A 19,534-nucleotide genomic window follows, 5' to 3' on the forward strand; every position below is an offset into this window, starting at 1 on the left:
TGTCGAGTCCGCTCTGCTCGTCGTCTTCAGCAGGCATGGCCCATCAGCAGAATTCGACGAACACTGCACCCTTGGTCAGGACTAGGCAATTGCCTAGTGTGACCCGAGACACACGATGTCAAGGTGAATTCAGTACCGGACGCAGCCCCGTCCGGAAAGCGGGTCCCACCGATTTGGTCCGACAGCCCTCGGCTTTCTCGGTAGGCGCCCACTCTTATCTGGAGGACACCCATGACGGATATGTTGGATGCTGCCCGCGGCACCGACCAGTTCGCGAACATCCGCGCCGTCCTCGACGACGCGCTCGTCGAGGACCCGGAGACCGGCCGCTACCAGGTGCGGCGCAGCGTCTTCACGGACGAGCAACTGTTCGAACTCGAGATGACGCACATCTTCGAAGGCAATTGGATCTACCTCGCGCACGAGAGCCAGATCCCGAACGTCGGCGACTACTTCACCACCTACATGGGCCGTCAGCCCATTGTGATCACCCGCAACAAGGACGGCGAATTGGGTGCGCTGATCAACGCATGCAGCCACCGCGGTGCGATGCTCTGTCGCCGTAAGACCGACAACCGAACCACCTTCACCTGCCCGTTCCACGGCTGGACCTTCAACAACAGCGGAAAACTCCTCAAGGCCAAGGACGCTCGCACCGGTGGCTATCCGGAGCAGTTCAACAAAGACGGCTCACACGACCTGACCAGGGTGGCGCGGTTCGAGAACTATCGCGGCTTCCTCTTCGGCAGCCTCAACCCCGACGTGCTGCCACTCGAAGAGCACCTCGGTGACACCACGAAGGTCATCGACATGATCGTCGATCAGTCACCTGACGGACTCGAAGTTCTGCGCGGTGCATCCACCTACACCTACGACGGCAACTGGAAGTTGCAGACCGAGAACGGCGCCGACGGCTACCACGTGTCTTCGACGCACTGGAACTACGCCGCTACCACCGCTCGCCGCACCGCCGGTGAATCGTCCAACGAGACCAAAGCCATGGACGCCGGCACCTGGGGGAAGCAGGGCGGTGGATACTTCTCCTACGACTACGGCCACCTCCTGCTCTGGATGTGGTGGGGCAATCCCGAGGACCGACCCCTGTTCGAACGCAAAGCAGAACTGGAGGCTCAGTTCGGTTCCAAGAAGGCCGAATTCATGGTCGGTGCGTCGAGGAACCTCTGCCTGTACCCGAACGTCTACCTCATGGATCAGTTCAGCAGCCAGATCCGGCACTTCCGTCCGATCTCCGTGGACCAGACCGAAGTCACCATCTACTGCATCGCCCCCAGGGGAGAGAGCGCCGAAGCACGCAGCAACCGCATCCGTCAGTACGAGGACTTCTTCAATGCCAGCGGTATGGCCACCCCGGACGATCTCGAAGAGTTCCGTTCCTGCCAGAAGACCTACCAGGCAGCCGGCGCCCCGTGGAACGACCTCAGCCGTGGTGTCACACACCAGATTCCCGGTCCGAACGACGTCGCGAAGGATCTCGGCATGAATCGCGTGCTCTCGAGCGGAGCCAAGACCGAGGACGAAGGCTTGTATCCCATTCAGCACGGGTACTGGCGCGACGCCATGCTTGCGGCCGTAGATGCCGAGCAAGCCGCTTCCAACCGGACCATCTGAGGACGATCACCATGACTGTCACCACCACCAATGCCGTCGCCCTCGAAACAGTGCAGCAGTTTCTCTACCGTGAGGCTCGCTATCTGGACGATCGCGAGTTCGAGAAGTGGATCGAGTGCTACCACCCCGATTCCGAGTACTGGATGCCCGCATGGGCGGACGACGGAGAGCTGACCACGGACCCGGCCGCAGAGATCTCCCTGATCTACTACCCGAATCGCGGCGGTATCGAGGACCGCGTGTTCCGAATCAGGACTGACCGTTCCAGCGCGACAAGCCTTCCCGAGCCCCGCACCGGTCACAACATCACCAACGTGGAAGTGATCGAAGAACGCGGCTTCGTCGTCGACGTCCGCTTCAATTGGTTCACGCTGTACTTCCGCTACAACACAGTCGACACCTACTTCGGCACCTCGCACTACACGATCGACTTCTCGGGCGAGCAGCCGTTGATCATGAAGAAGAAGGTAGTCCTCAAGAACGACTACATCCATCACGTGGTCGACATCTACCACTTCTGACACGACTTCCCTTCGAATCGAGCTGTTTCCCATGAGCATTCAAGCTGCGCCGACCTTTCAAGTAGCCCTGAGTTTCGAAGACGGCATCACCCGCTTCGTCGAATGCAACACCGACGAGACCGTCGCGGACGCGTCGTACCGCGCACGAATCAACATTCCGCTCGACTGCCGCGACGGAGCTTGCGGCACCTGCAAATCACTCTGTGAGTCAGGTACTTTCGACGCCGGCGACTACATCGAGGAGGCCCTGACGGACGACGAGGCCGAGCAGGGATACTGCCTCCCGTGCCAGATGGTGCCGGAATCTGATCTCGTGCTGCAGATTCCCACCACGTCGGCGGTCGCCCAGACCACTGCCGGTTCGTACACGTCCACCATCACCGAGATCATTCGCCATTCGGATTCCACGGTGGGTTTCACCGTCGCAGTCGACAACCGCGCAGATCTGGTCTTCCTCCCCGGTCAGTACGTGAACATCCTCGTTCCCGGAACTGAAGCGACGCGGTCGTACTCGTTCAGCTCCGGCCCTGAGGTCGAGTCGGCGTCGTTCCTGGTCAAGATCACCCCGGGTGGTCTGATGTCCGAGTATCTCAGTCAGCGTGCGCAGGTAGGCGACACTCTCGAATTGACCGGACCGATGGGTAGCTTCTTCCTCCGGTCAGGTCAACGGAGAGCCCTACTGCTTGCCGGTGGAACCGGCTTGGCCCCGCTGCTCTCCATACTGGAGAAGATGCGTACCGAAAGCTCCACTCGGCCCGTCCATCTGGTCTACGGCGTCAGCTCCGACACCGATCTCGTCGAACTCGACAAACTGCACGACTACGCGGAGTCTCTACCCCAGTTCACCTTCGACTACTGCGTATCCGATCCCGACAGCACAGCACCGAACAAGGGCTATGTCACGGGCTTGATCGAGCCCGATCACCTCGACGACGGCAACGTAGACGTCTACCTGTGCGGCCCGCCGCCGATGGTCGAAGCCGTACGTCTGCACTTCAAGGACGTATCAATCACACCCACGAACTTCTACTTCGAAAAGTTCAACAATGCGGCAGCACCGGCTGATTCACCGGCAGCCTCGGCCGAAGAATCAGCTGCCGGCACGTACGAGATCGGTGAAGAACATCTGCCGGTCACGGAGTCGGACGCACAGTTCGACGCTCGGATGGCCCTCGAACTCGGAGCAATGGAACTCACGATCGGCCGCCTCACTCCGGCACAGTTGACGGAGTACCGCATTCTGGCGGAGAACTCGGCTGCTTCCATCGACCGCGATCACTTCACGGACGCAGCGGCATTCACCGAAACCAATGCCCTGTTCCACGACTTCCTCTTCCGCTGCACCGGAAACGAAGTGCTGCTGCAGGCATACCACCGTCTCGAGGTCACACAACTGATGAACCGAGTGCTCCGCACCGCCGATTGGGTGGACGAACATGTCGCGGAGGATCACTCACGTATCGTGAGTGCATTCGAGCAGAATGATCGCACCGCGGCCCGTGATCTGATCGTCCAGCACAGCGAACACGCCAAGTCGACGATGCACCGCGCCATCACTGACGCTCGGGAAAGTGTGGCGTCGTGAGCACGAGATTCTTCGCCGGCCGGTTCGACGACCGGGTCGTGGTCGTCACCGGAGCGGCTCAGGGGATCGGGCGCAGCGTTGCCGAAAGAGTTTCCGCAGAAGGTGGTTCCGTCGCGCTTGTGGATCGAGCTGAACTGGTTCACGACATCGCGACACCGCTGGAACGTTCCCATTCGGTGACCGCGGACCTCGAGACGTTCGAAGGTGCCCAGAATGCAATAGATTCCGCATTGGAGCGCTTCGGACGCATCGACGTCCTGATCAACAACGTCGGTGGGACCATCTGGGCCAAACCCTACGAGCACTACACGCCGCAGCAGATACAAGCCGAGGTCACACGATCACTGTTCCCCACGCTCTGGACGTGTCGCGCCGTACTGCCCCATCTGATCGAGCAGGCGAGCGGCACCATCGTGAACGTCTCCTCGGTCGCCACCCGCGGTGTCAACCGTGTTCCTTACGCGGCGGCCAAGGGCGGGGTCAGCGCGATCACCGCTGCACTGGCGATGGAAGTCGCGCAGTACGGAATACGCGTCGTGGCAACCGCTCCCGGCGGAACCGAGGCGCCACCACGCGTCGTGGCACGCGGGCCGGGTGCCGAGACCGACGAGGAGAAGGCCTGGTACCAGCAGATCGTCGACCAGACCGTCGACTCGTCGCTACTCAAGCGTTACGGCACCCTGGACGAACAGGCTGCTGCTATCACTTTCCTTGCCTCCGAAGAGGCTTCGTATGTCACCGGAACGGTTCTGCCCGTCGCCGGTGGCGACCTCGGCTGAATCCAGCCTCCCCCGATTCCTGATCTCTCGAACGGAGATTCGCCATGTCCTCGATCGAACGTGGTTCCTGGGCCAGTGCCCGCCATCGCTCGTCAGTGTTGTGGGTGGTTACCATCGCCGCCATTGCCATTCTGTTCGACGGATACGACCTGGTCGTGTACGGCACGATCCTGCCCGTACTCATGGACGACCCCAGCCATATCGGCACCTTGACCGCATCTCAGGCCGGCGCGTTGGGTTCGTATGCACTCGTCGGAGTGATGGTCGGCGCACTGACGTGTGGAGCGATCGGCGATCACTTCGGTCGCCGAAAGATGATGCTGGTCAACATCATCTGGTTCTCGGTCGGAATGGCACTGGCAGCGTTCGCCACCAGCATCACCACTTTCGGTCTGCTGCGGTTCTTCACCGGCATCGGTGTCGGTGGGCTTGTCGCCACCGCCGGAGCCATGATTGCCGAGTTCGCGCCGCCGGGACGCCGCAATCTGTTCAACGCCATCGTCTACAGCGGTGTCCCGGCCGGTGGCGTCATGGCTTCCGTCCTGGCGATCGTCCTCCGTGATTCCATCGGATGGCGCGGACTGTTCCTCATCGGCGCGCTGCCATTGGTGTTCCTGTTCCCACTCGCCTGGTTCAAACTGCCCGAGTCTCCCGCGTGGCTGATTGCTCGCGGACGTGTCGAGGAAGCTCGCGCCATTTCCTCGAAAACCGGAATTCCATTGCCTGTCGGTACAGATCGACCCAACGACGCCGTGGCCGAGAAGGTCGGCTTCCGAGCGTTGGCGAGCAGACAATATGTCTGGGGCACCGCGCTTCTCGGCCTCATGAGCTTCGCCGGCCTCCTCCTGACCTACGGGCTGAACACCTGGCTGCCCAAGATCATGGAAAACGCGGGATACAACGCGAAGGGTTCGCTCTCGTTCCTGTTGGTACTCAACGGCGGTGCCATCATCGGTGGACTTCTCGCCTCCAAGATCGCGGACGTCACCGGTCCGCAGCGGGTTGTCGCAACCACCTTCGGCCTGGCCGCACTCGCCCTACTCCTGTTCACATTCGGGTTCCCGCTTCCCGTACTCCTCGCCTCCGTTGCCATCGCGGGTGTCGGAACCATCGGTACTCAGGTTCTGATCTACGGATTCGTGTCCAACTACTATTCGACGGCCGCTCGGGCCGCAGGTGTCGCGTGGTGCGCCGGATTCGGACGTCTGGGCGGGATATTCGGGCCACTGATCGGCGGAAGTTTGATCAGCGCCGGAATCAGTTCCGAATCGGCGTTCTACGTCTTCGCCGGCATCGCGGTGCTGGGCGCCATCGTCACCTTCTTCGTGCCGAAGCAAGCACCTGATCTGGGTGCCACTGCACTTCGATCCGATGGAGACCGTGCCGAAAAGGAAACCCGTGGTGAGCCCGGCGTTACGGTAGTCGGGTGACACTTCGTGACCTGTTGCTCGGCCGAGAACGCGAGCTCGCCGTTCTCGGCCGAGCCTTGGCCGCGGCAGAGACAGGAGTGCCGACTCTCGTGCTGGTCGAGGGCGATGCCGGTAGCGGTAAGTCCACTCTCGTCGACCGGTTCGCCGAAATCTCTTCCGCTCATACGCTCCGCCGCGCTCGTGGGCTGGAGTGGGAATCGAACACTGCCTTCGGAGTGATCGAACAACTACTCGAACGTCCGGTTTCCAACTCGGACCCGGTCGCCGTTGCACACGAGATCGTCGACGCAGCGGAGCAACTGACCCTGATCGTCGTCGACGATGCCCATCACAGCGATGTCAGCTCGCTTCAGGCAATCACCTCCGCCCTCCATCGAGGCCGAACGGCACCACTGCTGTTCGTCCTCGTCGCCGAGGAAACGCCGTTCCTGCGCGAGGATGTCAGGCAGATTCTCGACCTGCACTGGTCGACGCGATTGCACATCAGCCCGATCGACGCACCCGTCATCATCGACATCGCGCGCATGCGAAGCGGAATCGACCTCAGCTCCGGCGTCGCGCTTGCCCTTCAGGACTTCACCGCGGGCAACACACTCGACATCGTCTCGCTTCTCGACGAGCTGCCACCTACCTATTGGACCCAATGGCACCGAACTTTGCCCGTCCCTCGCCATCGTGCAGTATCGATCGCCGCCGCCCTCGCTACGTGTTCGGCGGGAGCACGAACGTTGATCGAAGCCGCAGCAGTTGTCGGGCGCAGCACGACGTTGTCGCATCTTGCTCAGCTAGCCGAAATCGACGACGTGGTCGGCGCCTTGGACAGCGCCTTCGCCAGCGGCCTCCTTTCTGTCCACGAGCAGCACGGCAGCACCGAGGTGTCACTGAGCAGCACGATGGTCACGGCCGCAGTGCGCGGGGCGTTGGGACCCGCGCACTTGCATCTGCTGCACACACGCGCAGCCGAGATCGCTTGGGGAGAAGGTGAACGGCTTTTCCACCTTGCCGCTGCCAGCACCACACATGACGAGGACCTCGCCGCCGAACTCGTTGCGTACGCATCACTACGAGCATCCGACGGCGCGTGGTCGGAAGTCGCCGACGCCATGGTCACGGCAAGCCGTCTCACCACGGCCCGAACCGAACACGAGGACCGACTGCTCCGCGGAGTCGACGCGCTGACCGGATCGGGTGACATCCCCCGCGCCATGGTCTTCGTGCCGGAGATCGAGAGTATTTCGCGCGGGCCTCTCCGCGACGCCGTCCTCGGCTACCTCGCCATCCATAGAGGGCGACCGACCGAGGCCGCCGATCTTCTGACCAGAGCGTGGGACAGCTGCAGCGTGGATCGTGAGCCAGGCATCGCTGCGATGATCGCCCAACGAATGGTCCTGCATTCTCTGGCTCGGCTCGATGGCACGGCGCTCGTCGAGTGGGTTGACCGCGCAGTCGAATTGGTGGGCCCTTCTGATCCCGCAGCAGTGGAGTCCGAAGCGATCAAGGGTCTCGGGCTCGGTGCTACCGGAAGAACCGAGAATGCGCTCGCGGCATACGCCGAACTCTCCGATCGTGTCCGCCCCGGAGCCCAGGCACAGCGCTTCCAGATGGGACGCGGATGGCTCGAGCTTGCGTTGGACCACCCGGAGTCCGCCAGACGCGACCTCGAAAGTGCGGTGTCCACAGAGTTTTCCAGTGGTTCGTCAAGAATCTCACTGTGGGCACAGGCCTGGCTCGCCCGCACTCAATTCGCTCTCGGCGCCTGGGACGAAGCGCTCTCGACCGTCGAGGGCGCCGGTGCCGAGGTGGATCGGTTCGAGATCGAGATCATCCGGCCGTTGGTCCACTGGTCGGGAGCACAGATTCACGCTCTGCGCGGCAACTGGGAACTGGCCCGTGACCATGTGCGACGTGCGTACGCCGGCATTCATGCCTACGAAATCATGTATGTTCCTGCACTTCTCGCCAGGGCCCAGGTTGCCGAGGCCGCCGCCGACTACGCCGAAGTTCTGGTGGCGCTGGCTCCGCTCACCTCGAGCAAGGCGCAACAATGGCTCGACGAGCCGGGCTTCTGGCCGTGGGTCGATCTCTACGCCAATGCATTGGTCATGGTCGGGCGAGCTGATGATGCCGACGCCTTTCTGCAACCACACGAGCAGACCGCACGACGTCGGGAGCACCGCTCAGCTGCGGCACGTCTCGGCTACGTTCGCGGCCGGATCCACGGCGCACGGGGCGAACTCGACTTGGCAAGAGAAAGTTTCGATGCTGCACTACTCGGCATCGAGACGCTGCCGCTCCCCTACGACCGAGCCGGAATCAATTTTGCCTACGGCCAAACTCTCCGCCGGGCCGGGAAACGCGCGGAGGCCGACGTCGTCCTCCGCGCCGCCCGCGAGCTGTATCACTCGTTGGGCGCCGCTACTTACGTCGAGCGCTGCGAGCGCGAACTCCGCGCGGGCGGGTTGAACCTCTCGCGGACGGAGAAGGGAATCACCGACCTGACCCCGCAAGAACGAGCCGTCGCCGACCTTGTCGCAGCGGGCAAGTCCAACAAGGAAGCTGCCGGCGAATTGTTCCTCTCCGTCAAGACCATTCAATATCACCTCACGCGCGCATACGCGAAACTCGGACTGCGATCACGGAGCGAACTCGCGGCTTTGTTCCGCGACCGAGGGCTTTCGGATCCGCATCAGGAGAACTGAGAACATGCCGGACACTACGACGACCGCGCCCGTTCGCGTCGTCACCGAGCCACTCCCCCAACCGCTCTACGGCCCGAAGCGGGTCTTGCGCGACTTCGGCGGAACGTCCATTGCCAACGGAATCATCGGCATCGTCTTCTCGGCCACCGGGCCGGTGGCGGTCATTCTCGCTGCGGGGTTGGCGGGTGGACTGAGTCAAGCTCAATTGGCCTCTTGGCTTTTCGGTGCCTTCTTCGTCAACGGAATTCTCACCATCACGGCTTCCTGGCTGTACCGGCAGCCGCTGGCCTTCTTCTGGACGATTCCCGGAACCGTTGTCGTCGGAGCGTCGTTGGAGCATCTGCCGTGGGAGCAAGTGCTCGGAGCGTTCTTCGCGACCGGCGCCCTGATCTTGCTGTTGGGATTGACAGGGTGGGTCACACCGATCATGGCCGCATTACCCTTGCCCATCGTAATGGCAATGGTGGCAGGCGTTTTCCTTCATTTCGGAACGGATTTGGTCGAAGCGCCTGCCCACGACGCGGTGATTGCCCTGCCGATGATCGCCACCTTTGTCGCTCTGAGCGTGTTCGCCAAGCTGGGAAGATTCGTTCCGCCCGTTCTCGGCGCGTTGATCGTCGGCGTGGTCGTGATACTCGTGGCCGGAAGATTCAACTCCGCCGGCGACGCGCACGAGTGGCTGGCGCATCCGATGCTGACCACGCCAACCTGGTCTTGGCAGGCGATGATCGAACTGGTTGTACCGCTGGCGATCACAGTCGTCGTCGTGCAGAACGGCCAAGGAATCGCAGTCCTCCGCGCAGCGGGTCATCAACCGCCGATCGGGGCAGCAACGGTTGCCTGCGGTGTGTTCTCTCTCGTGAACGCGGCGGTGGGTTGTGTCTCGACGTGCCTTACCGGGCCGACGAACGCATTGCTCACGGCGTCGGGAGAGCGGACACGCCAATACACCGCCGGAATCTTCTGCGGCTTACTCGCCGTCGTCTTCGGACTGTTCGCCCCGACTTTCGTCGCGATGATGTTGGGAACTCCGACGGCATTCATCGTCACTCTGGGTGGTCTGGCCATGCTCAAGGCCTTACAGGGAGCCTTCGTGACCGCATTCGGCGGGAAATTCACCTTCGGCGCTTTGATCGCGTTCCTCGTGACGATCTCCGACATCGAACTACTCAATATCGGAGCCGCTTTCTGGGGACTCGTCTTCGGGGTCATCGCCTCGCGCATGCTCGAGCGAGCCGACTACACCTGACATGCGAATATTCGCATACTCGACTTTGACAATCATTTACATTAAGCAGTAGATCTATACCCATGCACCTCAACACCCGCATGTCGCGGCGCCTCACCCTTGCCACATCAGTAGGCCTCTCACTCGCCCTCGTTACGGGTTGCTCGTCCGACAACAAGGACTCCGCCCAGTCCGAAACCACGACCACGACGTCGGCCGCACCAACCGAACAGGCCTCGGCAACACCACGTCTCGCCGTGTCGTACGACGGCGGCGTCCTGGTGCTGGATGCAACTTCCCTCGACGTGGTCGGCGAGACCGAGATCGACGGCTTCACCCGACTCAACCCGGCCGGCGACGGTCGCCACGTCATGATCTCTGCCGGCGAAGCATTCAAGGTGCTCGACACCGGCACGTGGTCTTCGGCTCACGGTGATCATTCTCATTACTACACAGCCGATCCCGCGATGTCCGAGGTCGAGTTCGCAGCCAACGAGCCCGGACACGTCGTACGCCATGCCGGAAAGACGGTCCTCTTCAACGACGGCTCGGGACTCGTCGAGATCTTCGATCCGGCGCAGTTGGCAAAACGCCAACCCCGCGTCGAGACGTACACCACGCCAGAACCCCATCACGGCGTTGCGGTCGCACTTGCCGACGGCAGCCTGTTGACGACCATCGGAAATTCGGAGTCCCGCAACGGCATTGCCATCCTCGATGCCGACCGCAAGGAAATCCTGCGCAACGAACAGTGCCCCGGTGTCCACGGCGAAGCAGTCGCTGCCGGCGACGCCATCGTGCTGGGCTGCCAGGACGGGTTGCTCGTGTACAAGAACGGAGCGATCACCAAGGTCCAGAGTCCGGATGCATACGGCCGCATCGGAAATCAGGCAGGCTCGGAGGAGTCGGACATCGTGCTGGGTGATTACAAGACCGACAAGGACGCCGAACTCGAACGTCCGCAACGGGTCTCGCTGACCAACACGACGACGTCCGAACTTAAGCTCGTCGACCTCGGCACCAGCTACACCTTCCGCTCACTCGGCCGCGGACCACACGGAGAGGCACTGGTGCTCGGCACCGACGGCGCCATCCACGTCATCGACCCGAACACCGGCGTCGTCACCAAGAAGATCGCCGTCATAGACGCATGGACCGAGCCCACCAAATGGCAAGAGCCCAGGCCCGCGCTCTTCGTAGAAGATCACACCGCTTACGTCACCGACCCAGCGTCGAAGAAGCTGATCGCAGTCGACCTCGAGGACGGCAGCATCCTGACCGAGACCACTCTCGATCACGCCCCCAACGAATTGACCGGTGTCACCGGCTGATTCAGATCCTCACCTCAGGCCCCCATCTCACACCGAGATGAGGGCCTGAGCCGTTCTCGTGCTTCGCCTACTGACCAGGGAATCTCATACCCAGGCAATCCCCGAGGTGCTACGACGCGCACCTCAGAGAATCGAAGCCGTTGTCGCCAGCTCTGCTGGAGCTGAGCGATGAGCAGGACCACGATTGACCGCGGCACAAGTCAGCATGGAATAACTCCGTGTGGAGGTTCGTTGGAGATGGTGTCGGTGTTCGGTTCTTTGCCCCGGGTACCACCCCAGAATTGCCACTTCGAGTGGCCACTTGCCGAGAGGCGCAAGACGGGCACCGACGCGCCGGAGCCGCTGGACACCTTTTGGTGCCAGCGGCTTTGTCGTCTGAATGATCAGGCCGGGTTTTCGCCGGCAGCGACGTCGAGGATCCACGTCACCCCGAACGCATCGGTGAGCATGCCGAAACCGGGGCTCCACGCCGCGGCGGCAAGACCCTCGATGATCGATGCACCAGCAGAGAGTTCGGCCCAGTAGTTCTGCACCTCTTCGAGGGTTTCACCGCGAACCGAGACGAAGAACGGTTGGTCGGTGATCGTGGTGCCGTTCTCGCGGTGTGTCGAGCCTGCGTTGCCGGCCGAGCCGCCCGACTGTCCAGGGATGTCGTATGCCATCACACAGAAGCCGTCCTCTGTCTCCACCTGGCCGAACACGACGTTCTCAGCGCCGGGCACCTCCTTGGGCATCCCGAAGTCGCCGTAGGTTGCGATCGTGACCTGGCCACCGAAGACGGACTGGTAGAACTCCAGAGCCGCGCGGGCGTCTCCGCGGAAGTTGAGGTGGGTCGTTGTCTTGATGCTCATGTCTGCTCCTGGTACGAACGTCGCTCGGGTTTTCCCTGACAACGTCGACTCTCACAGCCGTATAGGACTGTTTTCGTCCTAGACTCGTCGTAGTCTCACCGCATGGCGACCACCACTCGACTCTTGAATCTGCTGTCCCTCTTGCAGACGAGACGCGACTGGCCGGGCGCTCTACTCGCCGAGCGGCTCGACATCAGCCATCGCACGGTCCGCCGCGATATCGACCGGCTCAGGGAGATGGGTTACCGCATTGCGGCGACCATGGGCCCGGACGGCGGATACCGACTCGACGCCGGCAGCGAGCTGCCACCCCTGCTGTTCGACGACGATCAGGTCATCGCACTGGCAGTTGCGCTGCAGGCGGCGACGCTGACCGGCGTCGGTATCGAAGAGGATGCGGTTCGAGCGTTGACCACTGTGCGGCAAGTGATGCCGTCGCGTCTGCGCCATCGCCTCGACGCGCTCACGTTCACCACGATTTCGGCCGGTTCCGGCGACGCAGACTCCGTGTCCCCAGAGGTGCTCGTAGCGATTTCCGCTGCAGTCCGCGCTCGCGAGGTGTTCCGCTTCGATTACTCGAACGACCACTCAACCGACAACAGCGAAATAACACCCCCGCGCCGAGTGGAGCCGCATCATCTGGTGACCTCCAAGCGTCGCTGGTACCTCGTCGCGTGGGATCTCGCGCGAGACGACTGGCGAATCTTCCGCGCCGATCGCATCACCCCACGCACCCCGAACGGTCCCCGGTTCACGCCGAAGGAAATCCCCGGCGGCGACGTCAGCGAATACGTGTCCGCGCGCTTCAAAGGATCGGAACATATCAACAATTGGCCGTGCCACGGCAAGGTCGTTCTCCATCGACCAGCCAGTTATGTTCTTCCCTTTGTCGGGGACGGCATCGTCGAAGATCTTGGCCCCGAGCAGTGCAGTCTCGAAGCCGGATCATGGTCTTGGACGGCGCTGGCAGCCTCCTTCAACCAATTCGACACCGACATCGATGTCGTCGGCCCGCCAGAACTTACCCACGCTTTCGCGCAACTCGCCGCCCGCAACGCCGCGACTGCTGAGAGTTAGTCAGTCGTCTCGAATGAGATCCAGGTCTCCAACGCAACCGTGCGCCCGCGGGTTCGCGATAGCTTTCAAGTCCTCAGAGGACCTGAGGACTTGAAGACCTGAACGAAGGGATGCCCAAGGAGATGAAGAAGGGGCAAGTTGCATTTCTCACCGGCACACACGTCGTGAACGATCTGTACCAGGGGGCTGTGCCTGCGCTGTTGCCGTTCATGATGCTCGAACGCGGATATTCCTATTCCGCGGTCGCCGGAATCACGCTCGCCGCGACCGGACTATCCAGTGTCGTGCAACCTGCATTCGGCATGCTGGTCGATCGAAAGAGCCGAAACTGGCTGGTACCCACAGGTTTTGTGACGGCCGCAGCAGGCATTGTCGTGGCAGCGATGAGCACCACCTACATCGTCACTTGGCTGGCAATTGCCGTGGCCGGCATCGGCATCGCCGCATACCATCCTCCCGCCACAAATTTGGCACGCGCGGCTGGAGGTCATTCACAGAAAGCCATGAGCGTGTTCTCCGTGGGCGGTACGTTGGGCGCCTCGCTGGCGCCACCGTTTGTCACGCTCGTGGTTGGCTCACTCGGTTTGTCCGGCGGCTATCTACTCGCAGTTCCTGCAGTGGTGGCGGCTATTTGGTGGATGGTCGCCCAGTCGCGATCGGCCAACACGGGTGCGGCCGAGTCAGCCCAGTCGTTGAGTGCGCAACTGGCAGCGAACGGTCCCGTGTCAGACGATTGGCGCTCGTTCACACGACTCGTGCTGGTAACGGTCTGTTGGTCAATTCCGTACGTGACCACTCTGTCGTTGGTCTCACCGTTCGTGCTCAACGCACTGAACGGATCGTCCTCGAGCGCTGCAATCGTGTTGTCCTCCTTCACATTGGCAGGAGCGGCCGGAACGCTACTGGGAGGAGTCCTCGCGGACCGTCGTGGTCGACGCGCATCCATCCGACTCGGCTACCTGCTTGCGGTACCTTCACTGGCACTGCTCGCTGCCGCCCCGCACGTAGCAGTTGCCGAATTGGGAATCGTCTGTCTCGGATTTGCTATGTTCCTGCCCTTCGCGCCACAGGTGACATTGGCGCAGGACTACCTACCGAATCGCCCCGGCACAGCAAGTGGGGTGACGCTCGGACTCGCGATGTCCGTGGGGGGCATCGCATCTCCGCTGTTCGGCTACCTGGCAGATCACTTCGGACCGCGCATGGCGATCGGGGCGACAACTGCAGTGCTGTTCGTCGGCGCCGTCATCGCATTCACCTTGCGCGATCGACGCCTCGACCCGGAAGACGAGACGGAGCGCGAACTGGACGTCATCGCCCTTCGATAAACCATAAGACGGCCCCGTAGTCTGAAGATTCATCGGAGGACATGAAGTATTACTCGGTGAGCCGCTCCATTGCGGTTCACCGAGTCAGTCAGGAGCAGTCACATGGCAGTGCGCCAGATCAAGCAGCAGTCGCTGGTACAGAAAGCCGCGGACGAACTTGCGCGCCTCATCGGCGACGGCGAGTGGCCGGTCGGGACCAAAATCCCGAACGAACAGGATCTGAGCACACTCCTCGGAGTCGGGCGTTCGACCGGCAGAGAGGCCGTTCGCGCACTGATTGCGTCGGGCCAGCTCTACTCGCATCAAGGGTCCGGCACCTACGTCATGTCCTCGACACCGGTCACAGAACTCGAGCGAGAACTCAAACGCTCGGACCGCCGCGAAGTCTACGAAGTACGCAGACTCCTGGAAGTGGAAGCGGGCCGCCTGGCTGCCATGCGCCGAACTTCGGCCGACGTCGATCTGTTACAGGCAGCACTCGAAGCCCGTGAAAATGCCTCGACACCAACAGAATTTGTCGACGCTGACATGGAACTACATCGCGCCGTGGTGAATGCTGCGCACAACAGCGTGTTGTCGATGGTGTTCGATTCATTCATCGAAACGCTCCGCAACTCGGCCCTGGACGTGATCACCGACGTCGCGGCGCGAGACCCCGAATCGATCGACGACGAAGCCGCTGCCCACCGAGATCTAGTAGAAGCCATCGTCGCGGGTGATGCCGACGCTGCCAGCGCGGCAACGCGCAGGAACATGGACGGGCTCGACTGACCCTCTCTATCGTTGTCAGGCATGACGTCCACATCGCTCCCTCCACGGGGTCTCCGGATCGGTCTGTCCGCCATCGCGTGGCTAAACCTGCTCTCTGCGCTCGTAGGAATGGCGGGCCTGACGATCGGCGGCGGGATGGGCCTGCCTCCTGAGTGGATCGAGGGAACCGTCTTCCCTTCATATTTCTGGCCCGGAATCCTCCTCGGCGTTGTCGTCGGAGGCATCCAGGCCGCCGCGCTCTTCGTTCAGCACAACAGGTTCCGTCTGACGTGGGGCCTGCACGCGGCCGCCGGCCTGACCATGATGATCTGGATCTTCGTCGAGATCGCCATCGTTCTCGCCTGGTCGCCGCTGCAGGGCATCTTCTTCACCACCGGACTAGTCCAGACGATCCTCGCCGTTCTCGCACTCGGCGCCTGGCCTCACCCCTTCCTTCAACGAGTCGAGTAATGACGGAACCTGTTCTCGAACAACAGAATCACGACGGCCGGGCCCACCTCACCTTCTCGAAAAAGCCCTTGACTCGAAAGTATGTTCGAGTATGATGGGAGGTGAAACGGGGGGTTCTCATGACGATCAACATCACCGACGATGCCGTCACCGACGTGGTCAACAACTCCGCCGTGGGTGTGCGCGGACGATTGTGGCGGCTTCACCCCAGCGACGTCCGCGAGATCGCCATCACCGCGTCAGCGGAAATCCTTCGCCTGGAAGCCATTCGAGTGGCCGCTGTCGACACCCTGACGTTGAACCCGGACGAACAAGTACTCTGCTACCGCGGCACCGGACAATGGCTCGCGAACCACACCATGCTGCAGATCTCCACCGGCAGAAGAATCGCAGCCCTGGGCAAAGCGCTACGGTCGTTTCCCGAGATCGAAGACCAATTCGATGCCGGTGACCTCACTTTCGAGCACGCAGCACTGATCGTGGCGTTCTGCGAATCCCCACCCAAGGCAATGCCCGACGCCGCACTACCGTACTGCCGCGACACACTCCTCGCCGCAGCATCGGGAACCGAAGCAACCACCGTCAAACTGCGCTACGCCATCAGCGTCCTCGAGCACATGTTCGAATCCGACGACCCACCACCAAGCGAAGACACCGACCGCAACGAACTGCGCATCTCCCCCACCCTCAACGGAAGAGTCGCCGTCCGAGGCGATTTCGACGGAGTGACCGGCGAAATGCTTCTCTCCGCCCTCTCCAACCTCTCCATGCCCACCCCCGCCGAAGACGGCACACCCGACAAACGACCCGCCGCCACACGCAACGCAGACGCCATGGCAGAACTCATCCGACGCTACCTCGACAACGCTGCCACCGGCATCGACGGCGGCCAACGCCCACACCTGAACGTGCACATCAACGCCAAAGACCTGGCCTACCACCGTGAATGCGCCACAACGAGTGATGGCTCAACACCTGTCCCCTCCGAGGACGACGATCCCGGCATGCTCGATCTCGACTTCCACGATCTCGACAAACAAGATCTCGATGTCGGCCACATGCCCTGGATGGGACCACTGAGCGTCGGCCGCACCCGCATGATCGCCTGCGACTGCATGCTCTCCAGCGTCCTCCTCGACGAAAACGGCGCCCCACTCGACGTCACCCCACTCAAAAGGCTTGTCACCGCGGCACAACGCACCGCACTGATCGCCCGCGACAAAGGCTGCGCCTTCCCCGGCTGCGACTGCGTCCCCGCCTGGACCGACGCCCACCACATCAAACACTGGGCCAAAGGAGGACCAACCGTCATGGACAACCTGGTCCTACTCTGCCGAACCCACCACACCCTGATGCACCGAAAACCCGGATTCACCGGCAAATGGGAAATCCGAATGGGCACCGATCACCTGCCCTGGTTCATCCCACCACCGGGCATCGACCCCGATCACCTGCCCTGGTTCATCCCACCACCGGGCATCGACCCCGACCGGAAACCCCGCCGCTCCACCACACGACTCTGAACCCGGAGGTCACCGAGCAAACGCCTCGGTGACCCATTCCGGCGTGCTTCGATAGCCGGAAAGGGCGGCACGGTATCCCCTATTGCTAGCGTTGAGCGTGTGTTTGCACAGGGAACCAACGCGCTGACGGTAGACGGCCGACCGACGCTCGCGCATATCGATTTTGCCCTTATGGATTCCTATCGATTTCCCGACCGGCAGGGCTTCCCCGATTCATATCGCGCATTCGTCAGGCACGCAGGTTGGGCGCGGACCTTCGGACTCTGGCTCATCTATCCGCCCGTCCTTCCCGGATTTGCCGACGGCTGGCAAGGGCGCGCCCGCAACCTCACCGCCCATCTTCATTCGGTCTACAGAGAAGGACAGGATGACGAGTTCGATTGGATGATCGAACCCGACGGCGATTGGTCACTCCCCGACTCGCTGCAGGTTTTCGGATGGAGCGAAAACGGTGACGCCCTCCTGTGGGACACAGCATCACGCGACACCGACGGAGAGTTTCCGGTTTGGGAATCACGCTCGTTCAACTCTCTCCACCGTCTCGGCGGGAGCATCCACGAAGCACTACCGTCCATTCGCACCCGGGCTATGGGCCTGTTCGGACCTCGCACCTCCGACATAGAACCACTCCAGCCCACCGCGCTCTGATCTACACGTCCGGTCATTGATCGACGGTGAAGTCCCGAGCGATGCTCAGAGCTGCACCGCGCTCAGTTTCGACGTCGACAGTGACAGTGTAGGTGCCAGGATCGTAGATAGGGGTGTTGGTACCGAAGGCTCCGCCCCCTTGGCAGATGTTGAATCCGGTGTCGTCGTAGCGCGCGATTTCTGTTCCCTCACTGTTGGTAATTCGCGCGTGAGCTCTGCAGTATCCGAGGTCGCTGCCTTCTGGTCGGTTCAGCTTCCAGTGGTAATTGACGTCCACGTAGAAACGACCGTTGTTCTTGTGAACGTCCGAAATCTCGTAATGATCTGGCCCACGAGTGAACCCGAATCCGTTTGGGGTGATCTTCGTGATCAGTTCGAGAGTGGCGCCAGTATTGTTCGGCGACGGCACAGTCGAGGTCGCGCGGACAGGTCCCCTACTTTCCAGGGTGTATTCGAGGTGATTGTCACCATTAATTTCGCCGGCGATTCCCGTGATATTGGCCATCAACTGACTCGGGAGCGCGGTGAACAGGGACGTGACGACACTCATCTTGTGCAGAATCCGACCTTGACTGTCGCCTACTGCGCCTGTCGCCCCGGCAAGTCCACATTGAGCGAGATCGCCGAGCACCTTGGTGAATTCGCCGACGCTGGCCTTACTCGGGTCAGTCAAACTCTCGTATACCGTCACCAAACAGTCGTAGGCAGATTTGGTCGCCTGAAATGCATCGACCAGTTCGTCTCCTTGGATCCCGTACATGTCGAGACCGGTAAGAATCGTCTCCAATTGTAGTGCGGCGGCATCGACATCGAGGCGGACGACTCCCGTGGCCGTGCCGGCAGGTAACACTAGTGTGCCAGCGCCTTTCGGGGTCAATAGTCCCGAATTCCCGCCACTTAAACTGGATCGAAGCAATACTGCAAGTTGATCAGTCCCTTGCAACGGCCCTTGATTCACGAATTGGCCGGGCGGTTGGGAATTGACTTCGTAATATTGTGCGGATTTCGTGGCAAAGTCGACGGCGATCCCTTCCTCGGCAGCGCGGAGGCAAGCAGCAACTACCCCCGATTTAGAGGCAGTGAGCGTGTATTTCATGCCTGCAAGGTCGAGTTCGCTTTTCTCAGAGCATAATTCATCGGATCCTCCTGCACTCGCCACCCATACCTGAGTGAAAGAGTCGGTGAGCACTTGCCCGACGTCGGTAAGGAGGACTTGGAAGCTGCTGAGGTGAGTGGTTGTAGTCGCCACGGATTTCGACACCGCGTTCCATTCGGCAGGAAGCAGGTCACTACTGACAGGATCATCGGAGTTGACCGCGACGATCGGTCGAACGGAATCGCTGATCTGTCGGACGATCTCGGGTTGTCCGGACAAGTCGAAGGTCAACGTGATCGGCTTCCTGGGCTGCAGTCCGTCTTCGAGAGTGAGCTGCGCCGGGATTGTCGAGACCAACTCTGCCGGAAAGACTTTACGGTTCGTCCCGACGCCACTCGATAGCGTGAGCGTGGTCCCGATATCCGCGACTCCCGCGGGCGCTGTTGCAGTGACACCGAGCTGACCGATCTTCCCACTGACCGATACACCGTCCTCGCCAACTTCAGCCTCGACGGGCCCATCACTTGCCGAGGCCTCGACAGTTGCAGTCACGGGCGCAGCTGTTGTCACGGGAGTGTCGGACGAACC

General features: G+C 61.6%; 16 protein-coding genes. 14 read left to right on the forward strand and 2 right to left on the reverse strand.

Features of this window, described 5'->3' with window-relative positions:
- Positions 1-231 precede the first annotated feature (231 nt).
- From benA to aztD, 8 genes are all read left to right on the forward strand, one after another.
- Positions 232-1,629, forward strand: coding sequence for a benzoate 1,2-dioxygenase large subunit (benA, locus tag ACBG85_RS25905; RefSeq protein ID WP_372025356.1), 1,398 nt, complete (start codon positions 232-234; stop codon positions 1,627-1,629).
- An 11-nt stretch (positions 1,630-1,640) separates the two neighbouring features.
- A complete protein-coding gene (gene benB / locus ACBG85_RS25910) occupies positions 1,641-2,150 on the forward strand; it encodes a benzoate 1,2-dioxygenase small subunit (RefSeq protein WP_003939939.1) in 510 nt (169 codons plus the stop codon).
- A 31-nt stretch (positions 2,151-2,181) separates the two neighbouring features.
- Positions 2,182-3,735 carry a benzoate 1,2-dioxygenase electron transfer component BenC gene (gene benC, locus ACBG85_RS25915; protein WP_311094004.1) on the forward strand — a complete coding sequence of 518 codons (1,554 nt, stop codon included), beginning with the start codon at positions 2,182-2,184 and terminating at the stop codon, positions 3,733-3,735.
- On the forward strand, positions 3,732-4,514 hold the full coding sequence (locus ACBG85_RS25920; RefSeq protein WP_007729779.1) for a 1,6-dihydroxycyclohexa-2,4-diene-1-carboxylate dehydrogenase: 783 nt from the start codon (positions 3,732-3,734) through the stop codon (positions 4,512-4,514). Before benC ends, ACBG85_RS25920 begins: the two co-directional genes overlap by 4 nt.
- Positions 4,515-4,558: 44 nt before the next feature.
- Positions 4,559-5,944 (forward strand): aromatic acid/H+ symport family MFS transporter, encoded by a 1,386-nt coding sequence (locus ACBG85_RS25925; RefSeq protein ID WP_007729781.1) that lies wholly within the window; start codon positions 4,559-4,561, stop codon positions 5,942-5,944.
- Positions 5,941-8,643, forward strand: a complete 2,703-nt coding sequence (locus tag ACBG85_RS25930; protein WP_372025358.1) for a LuxR C-terminal-related transcriptional regulator — start codon at positions 5,941-5,943, stop codon at positions 8,641-8,643. The genes ACBG85_RS25925 and ACBG85_RS25930 overlap by 4 nt, the downstream gene beginning before the upstream one ends.
- Positions 8,644-8,647: 4 nt before the next feature.
- Complete coding sequence (locus ACBG85_RS25935; protein ID WP_372025360.1) at positions 8,648-9,892, forward strand: benzoate/H(+) symporter BenE family transporter; 1,245 nt, start codon at positions 8,648-8,650, stop codon at positions 9,890-9,892.
- A 62-nt stretch (positions 9,893-9,954) separates the two neighbouring features.
- Positions 9,955-11,202, forward strand: coding sequence for a zinc metallochaperone AztD (gene aztD / locus ACBG85_RS25940; protein ID WP_311094006.1), 1,248 nt, complete (start codon positions 9,955-9,957; stop codon positions 11,200-11,202).
- Positions 11,203-11,585: 383 nt separating this feature from the next.
- Here aztD and ACBG85_RS25945 read toward each other — a convergent pair whose 3' ends face one another.
- Entirely contained in the window at positions 11,586-12,053 is a 468-nt protein-coding gene (locus tag ACBG85_RS25945; protein ID WP_030536456.1) for a VOC family protein, read from the reverse strand.
- A 102-nt stretch (positions 12,054-12,155) separates the two neighbouring features.
- On the opposite strand from ACBG85_RS25945, the gene ACBG85_RS25950 reads away from it, so the two are divergent.
- From ACBG85_RS25950 to ACBG85_RS25975, 6 genes are all read left to right on the forward strand, one after another.
- Complete coding sequence (locus ACBG85_RS25950; RefSeq protein ID WP_070162549.1) at positions 12,156-13,130, forward strand: YafY family protein; 975 nt, start codon at positions 12,156-12,158, stop codon at positions 13,128-13,130.
- 110 nt (positions 13,131-13,240) lie between these two features.
- Entirely contained in the window at positions 13,241-14,458 is a 1,218-nt protein-coding gene (locus tag ACBG85_RS25955; RefSeq protein WP_007729796.1) for an MFS transporter, read from the forward strand.
- A 102-nt stretch (positions 14,459-14,560) separates the two neighbouring features.
- The gene (locus ACBG85_RS25960; RefSeq protein ID WP_003939850.1) at positions 14,561-15,229 is read left to right on the forward strand and encodes a FadR/GntR family transcriptional regulator; all 669 of its coding nucleotides are present in this window, start codon (positions 14,561-14,563) and stop codon (positions 15,227-15,229) included.
- 21 nt (positions 15,230-15,250) lie between these two features.
- Positions 15,251-15,679 carry a hypothetical protein gene (locus ACBG85_RS25965; protein WP_372025364.1) on the forward strand — a complete coding sequence of 143 codons (429 nt, stop codon included), beginning with the start codon at positions 15,251-15,253 and terminating at the stop codon, positions 15,677-15,679.
- A 119-nt stretch (positions 15,680-15,798) separates the two neighbouring features.
- Entirely contained in the window at positions 15,799-17,202 is a 1,404-nt protein-coding gene (locus ACBG85_RS25970; protein ID WP_372025365.1) for a DUF222 domain-containing protein, read from the forward strand.
- Between the two features lie 99 nt (positions 17,203-17,301).
- Complete coding sequence (locus ACBG85_RS25975; RefSeq protein WP_372025367.1) at positions 17,302-17,850, forward strand: hypothetical protein; 549 nt, start codon at positions 17,302-17,304, stop codon at positions 17,848-17,850.
- A 13-nt stretch (positions 17,851-17,863) separates the two neighbouring features.
- Here the strand turns inward: ACBG85_RS25975 and ACBG85_RS25980 are convergent, their stop codons facing one another.
- Positions 17,864-19,237 carry a hypothetical protein gene (locus ACBG85_RS25980; RefSeq protein WP_372025369.1) on the reverse strand — a complete coding sequence of 458 codons (1,374 nt, stop codon included), beginning with the start codon at positions 19,235-19,237 and terminating at the stop codon, positions 17,864-17,866.
- Positions 19,238-19,534: the final 297 nt, after the last annotated feature.

The sequence above is a fragment of the Rhodococcus sp. NyZ502 genome (genome assembly GCF_041464245.1).
Taxonomy (GTDB): Bacteria; Actinomycetota; Actinomycetes; order Mycobacteriales; family Mycobacteriaceae; genus Rhodococcus_F; species Rhodococcus_F qingshengii.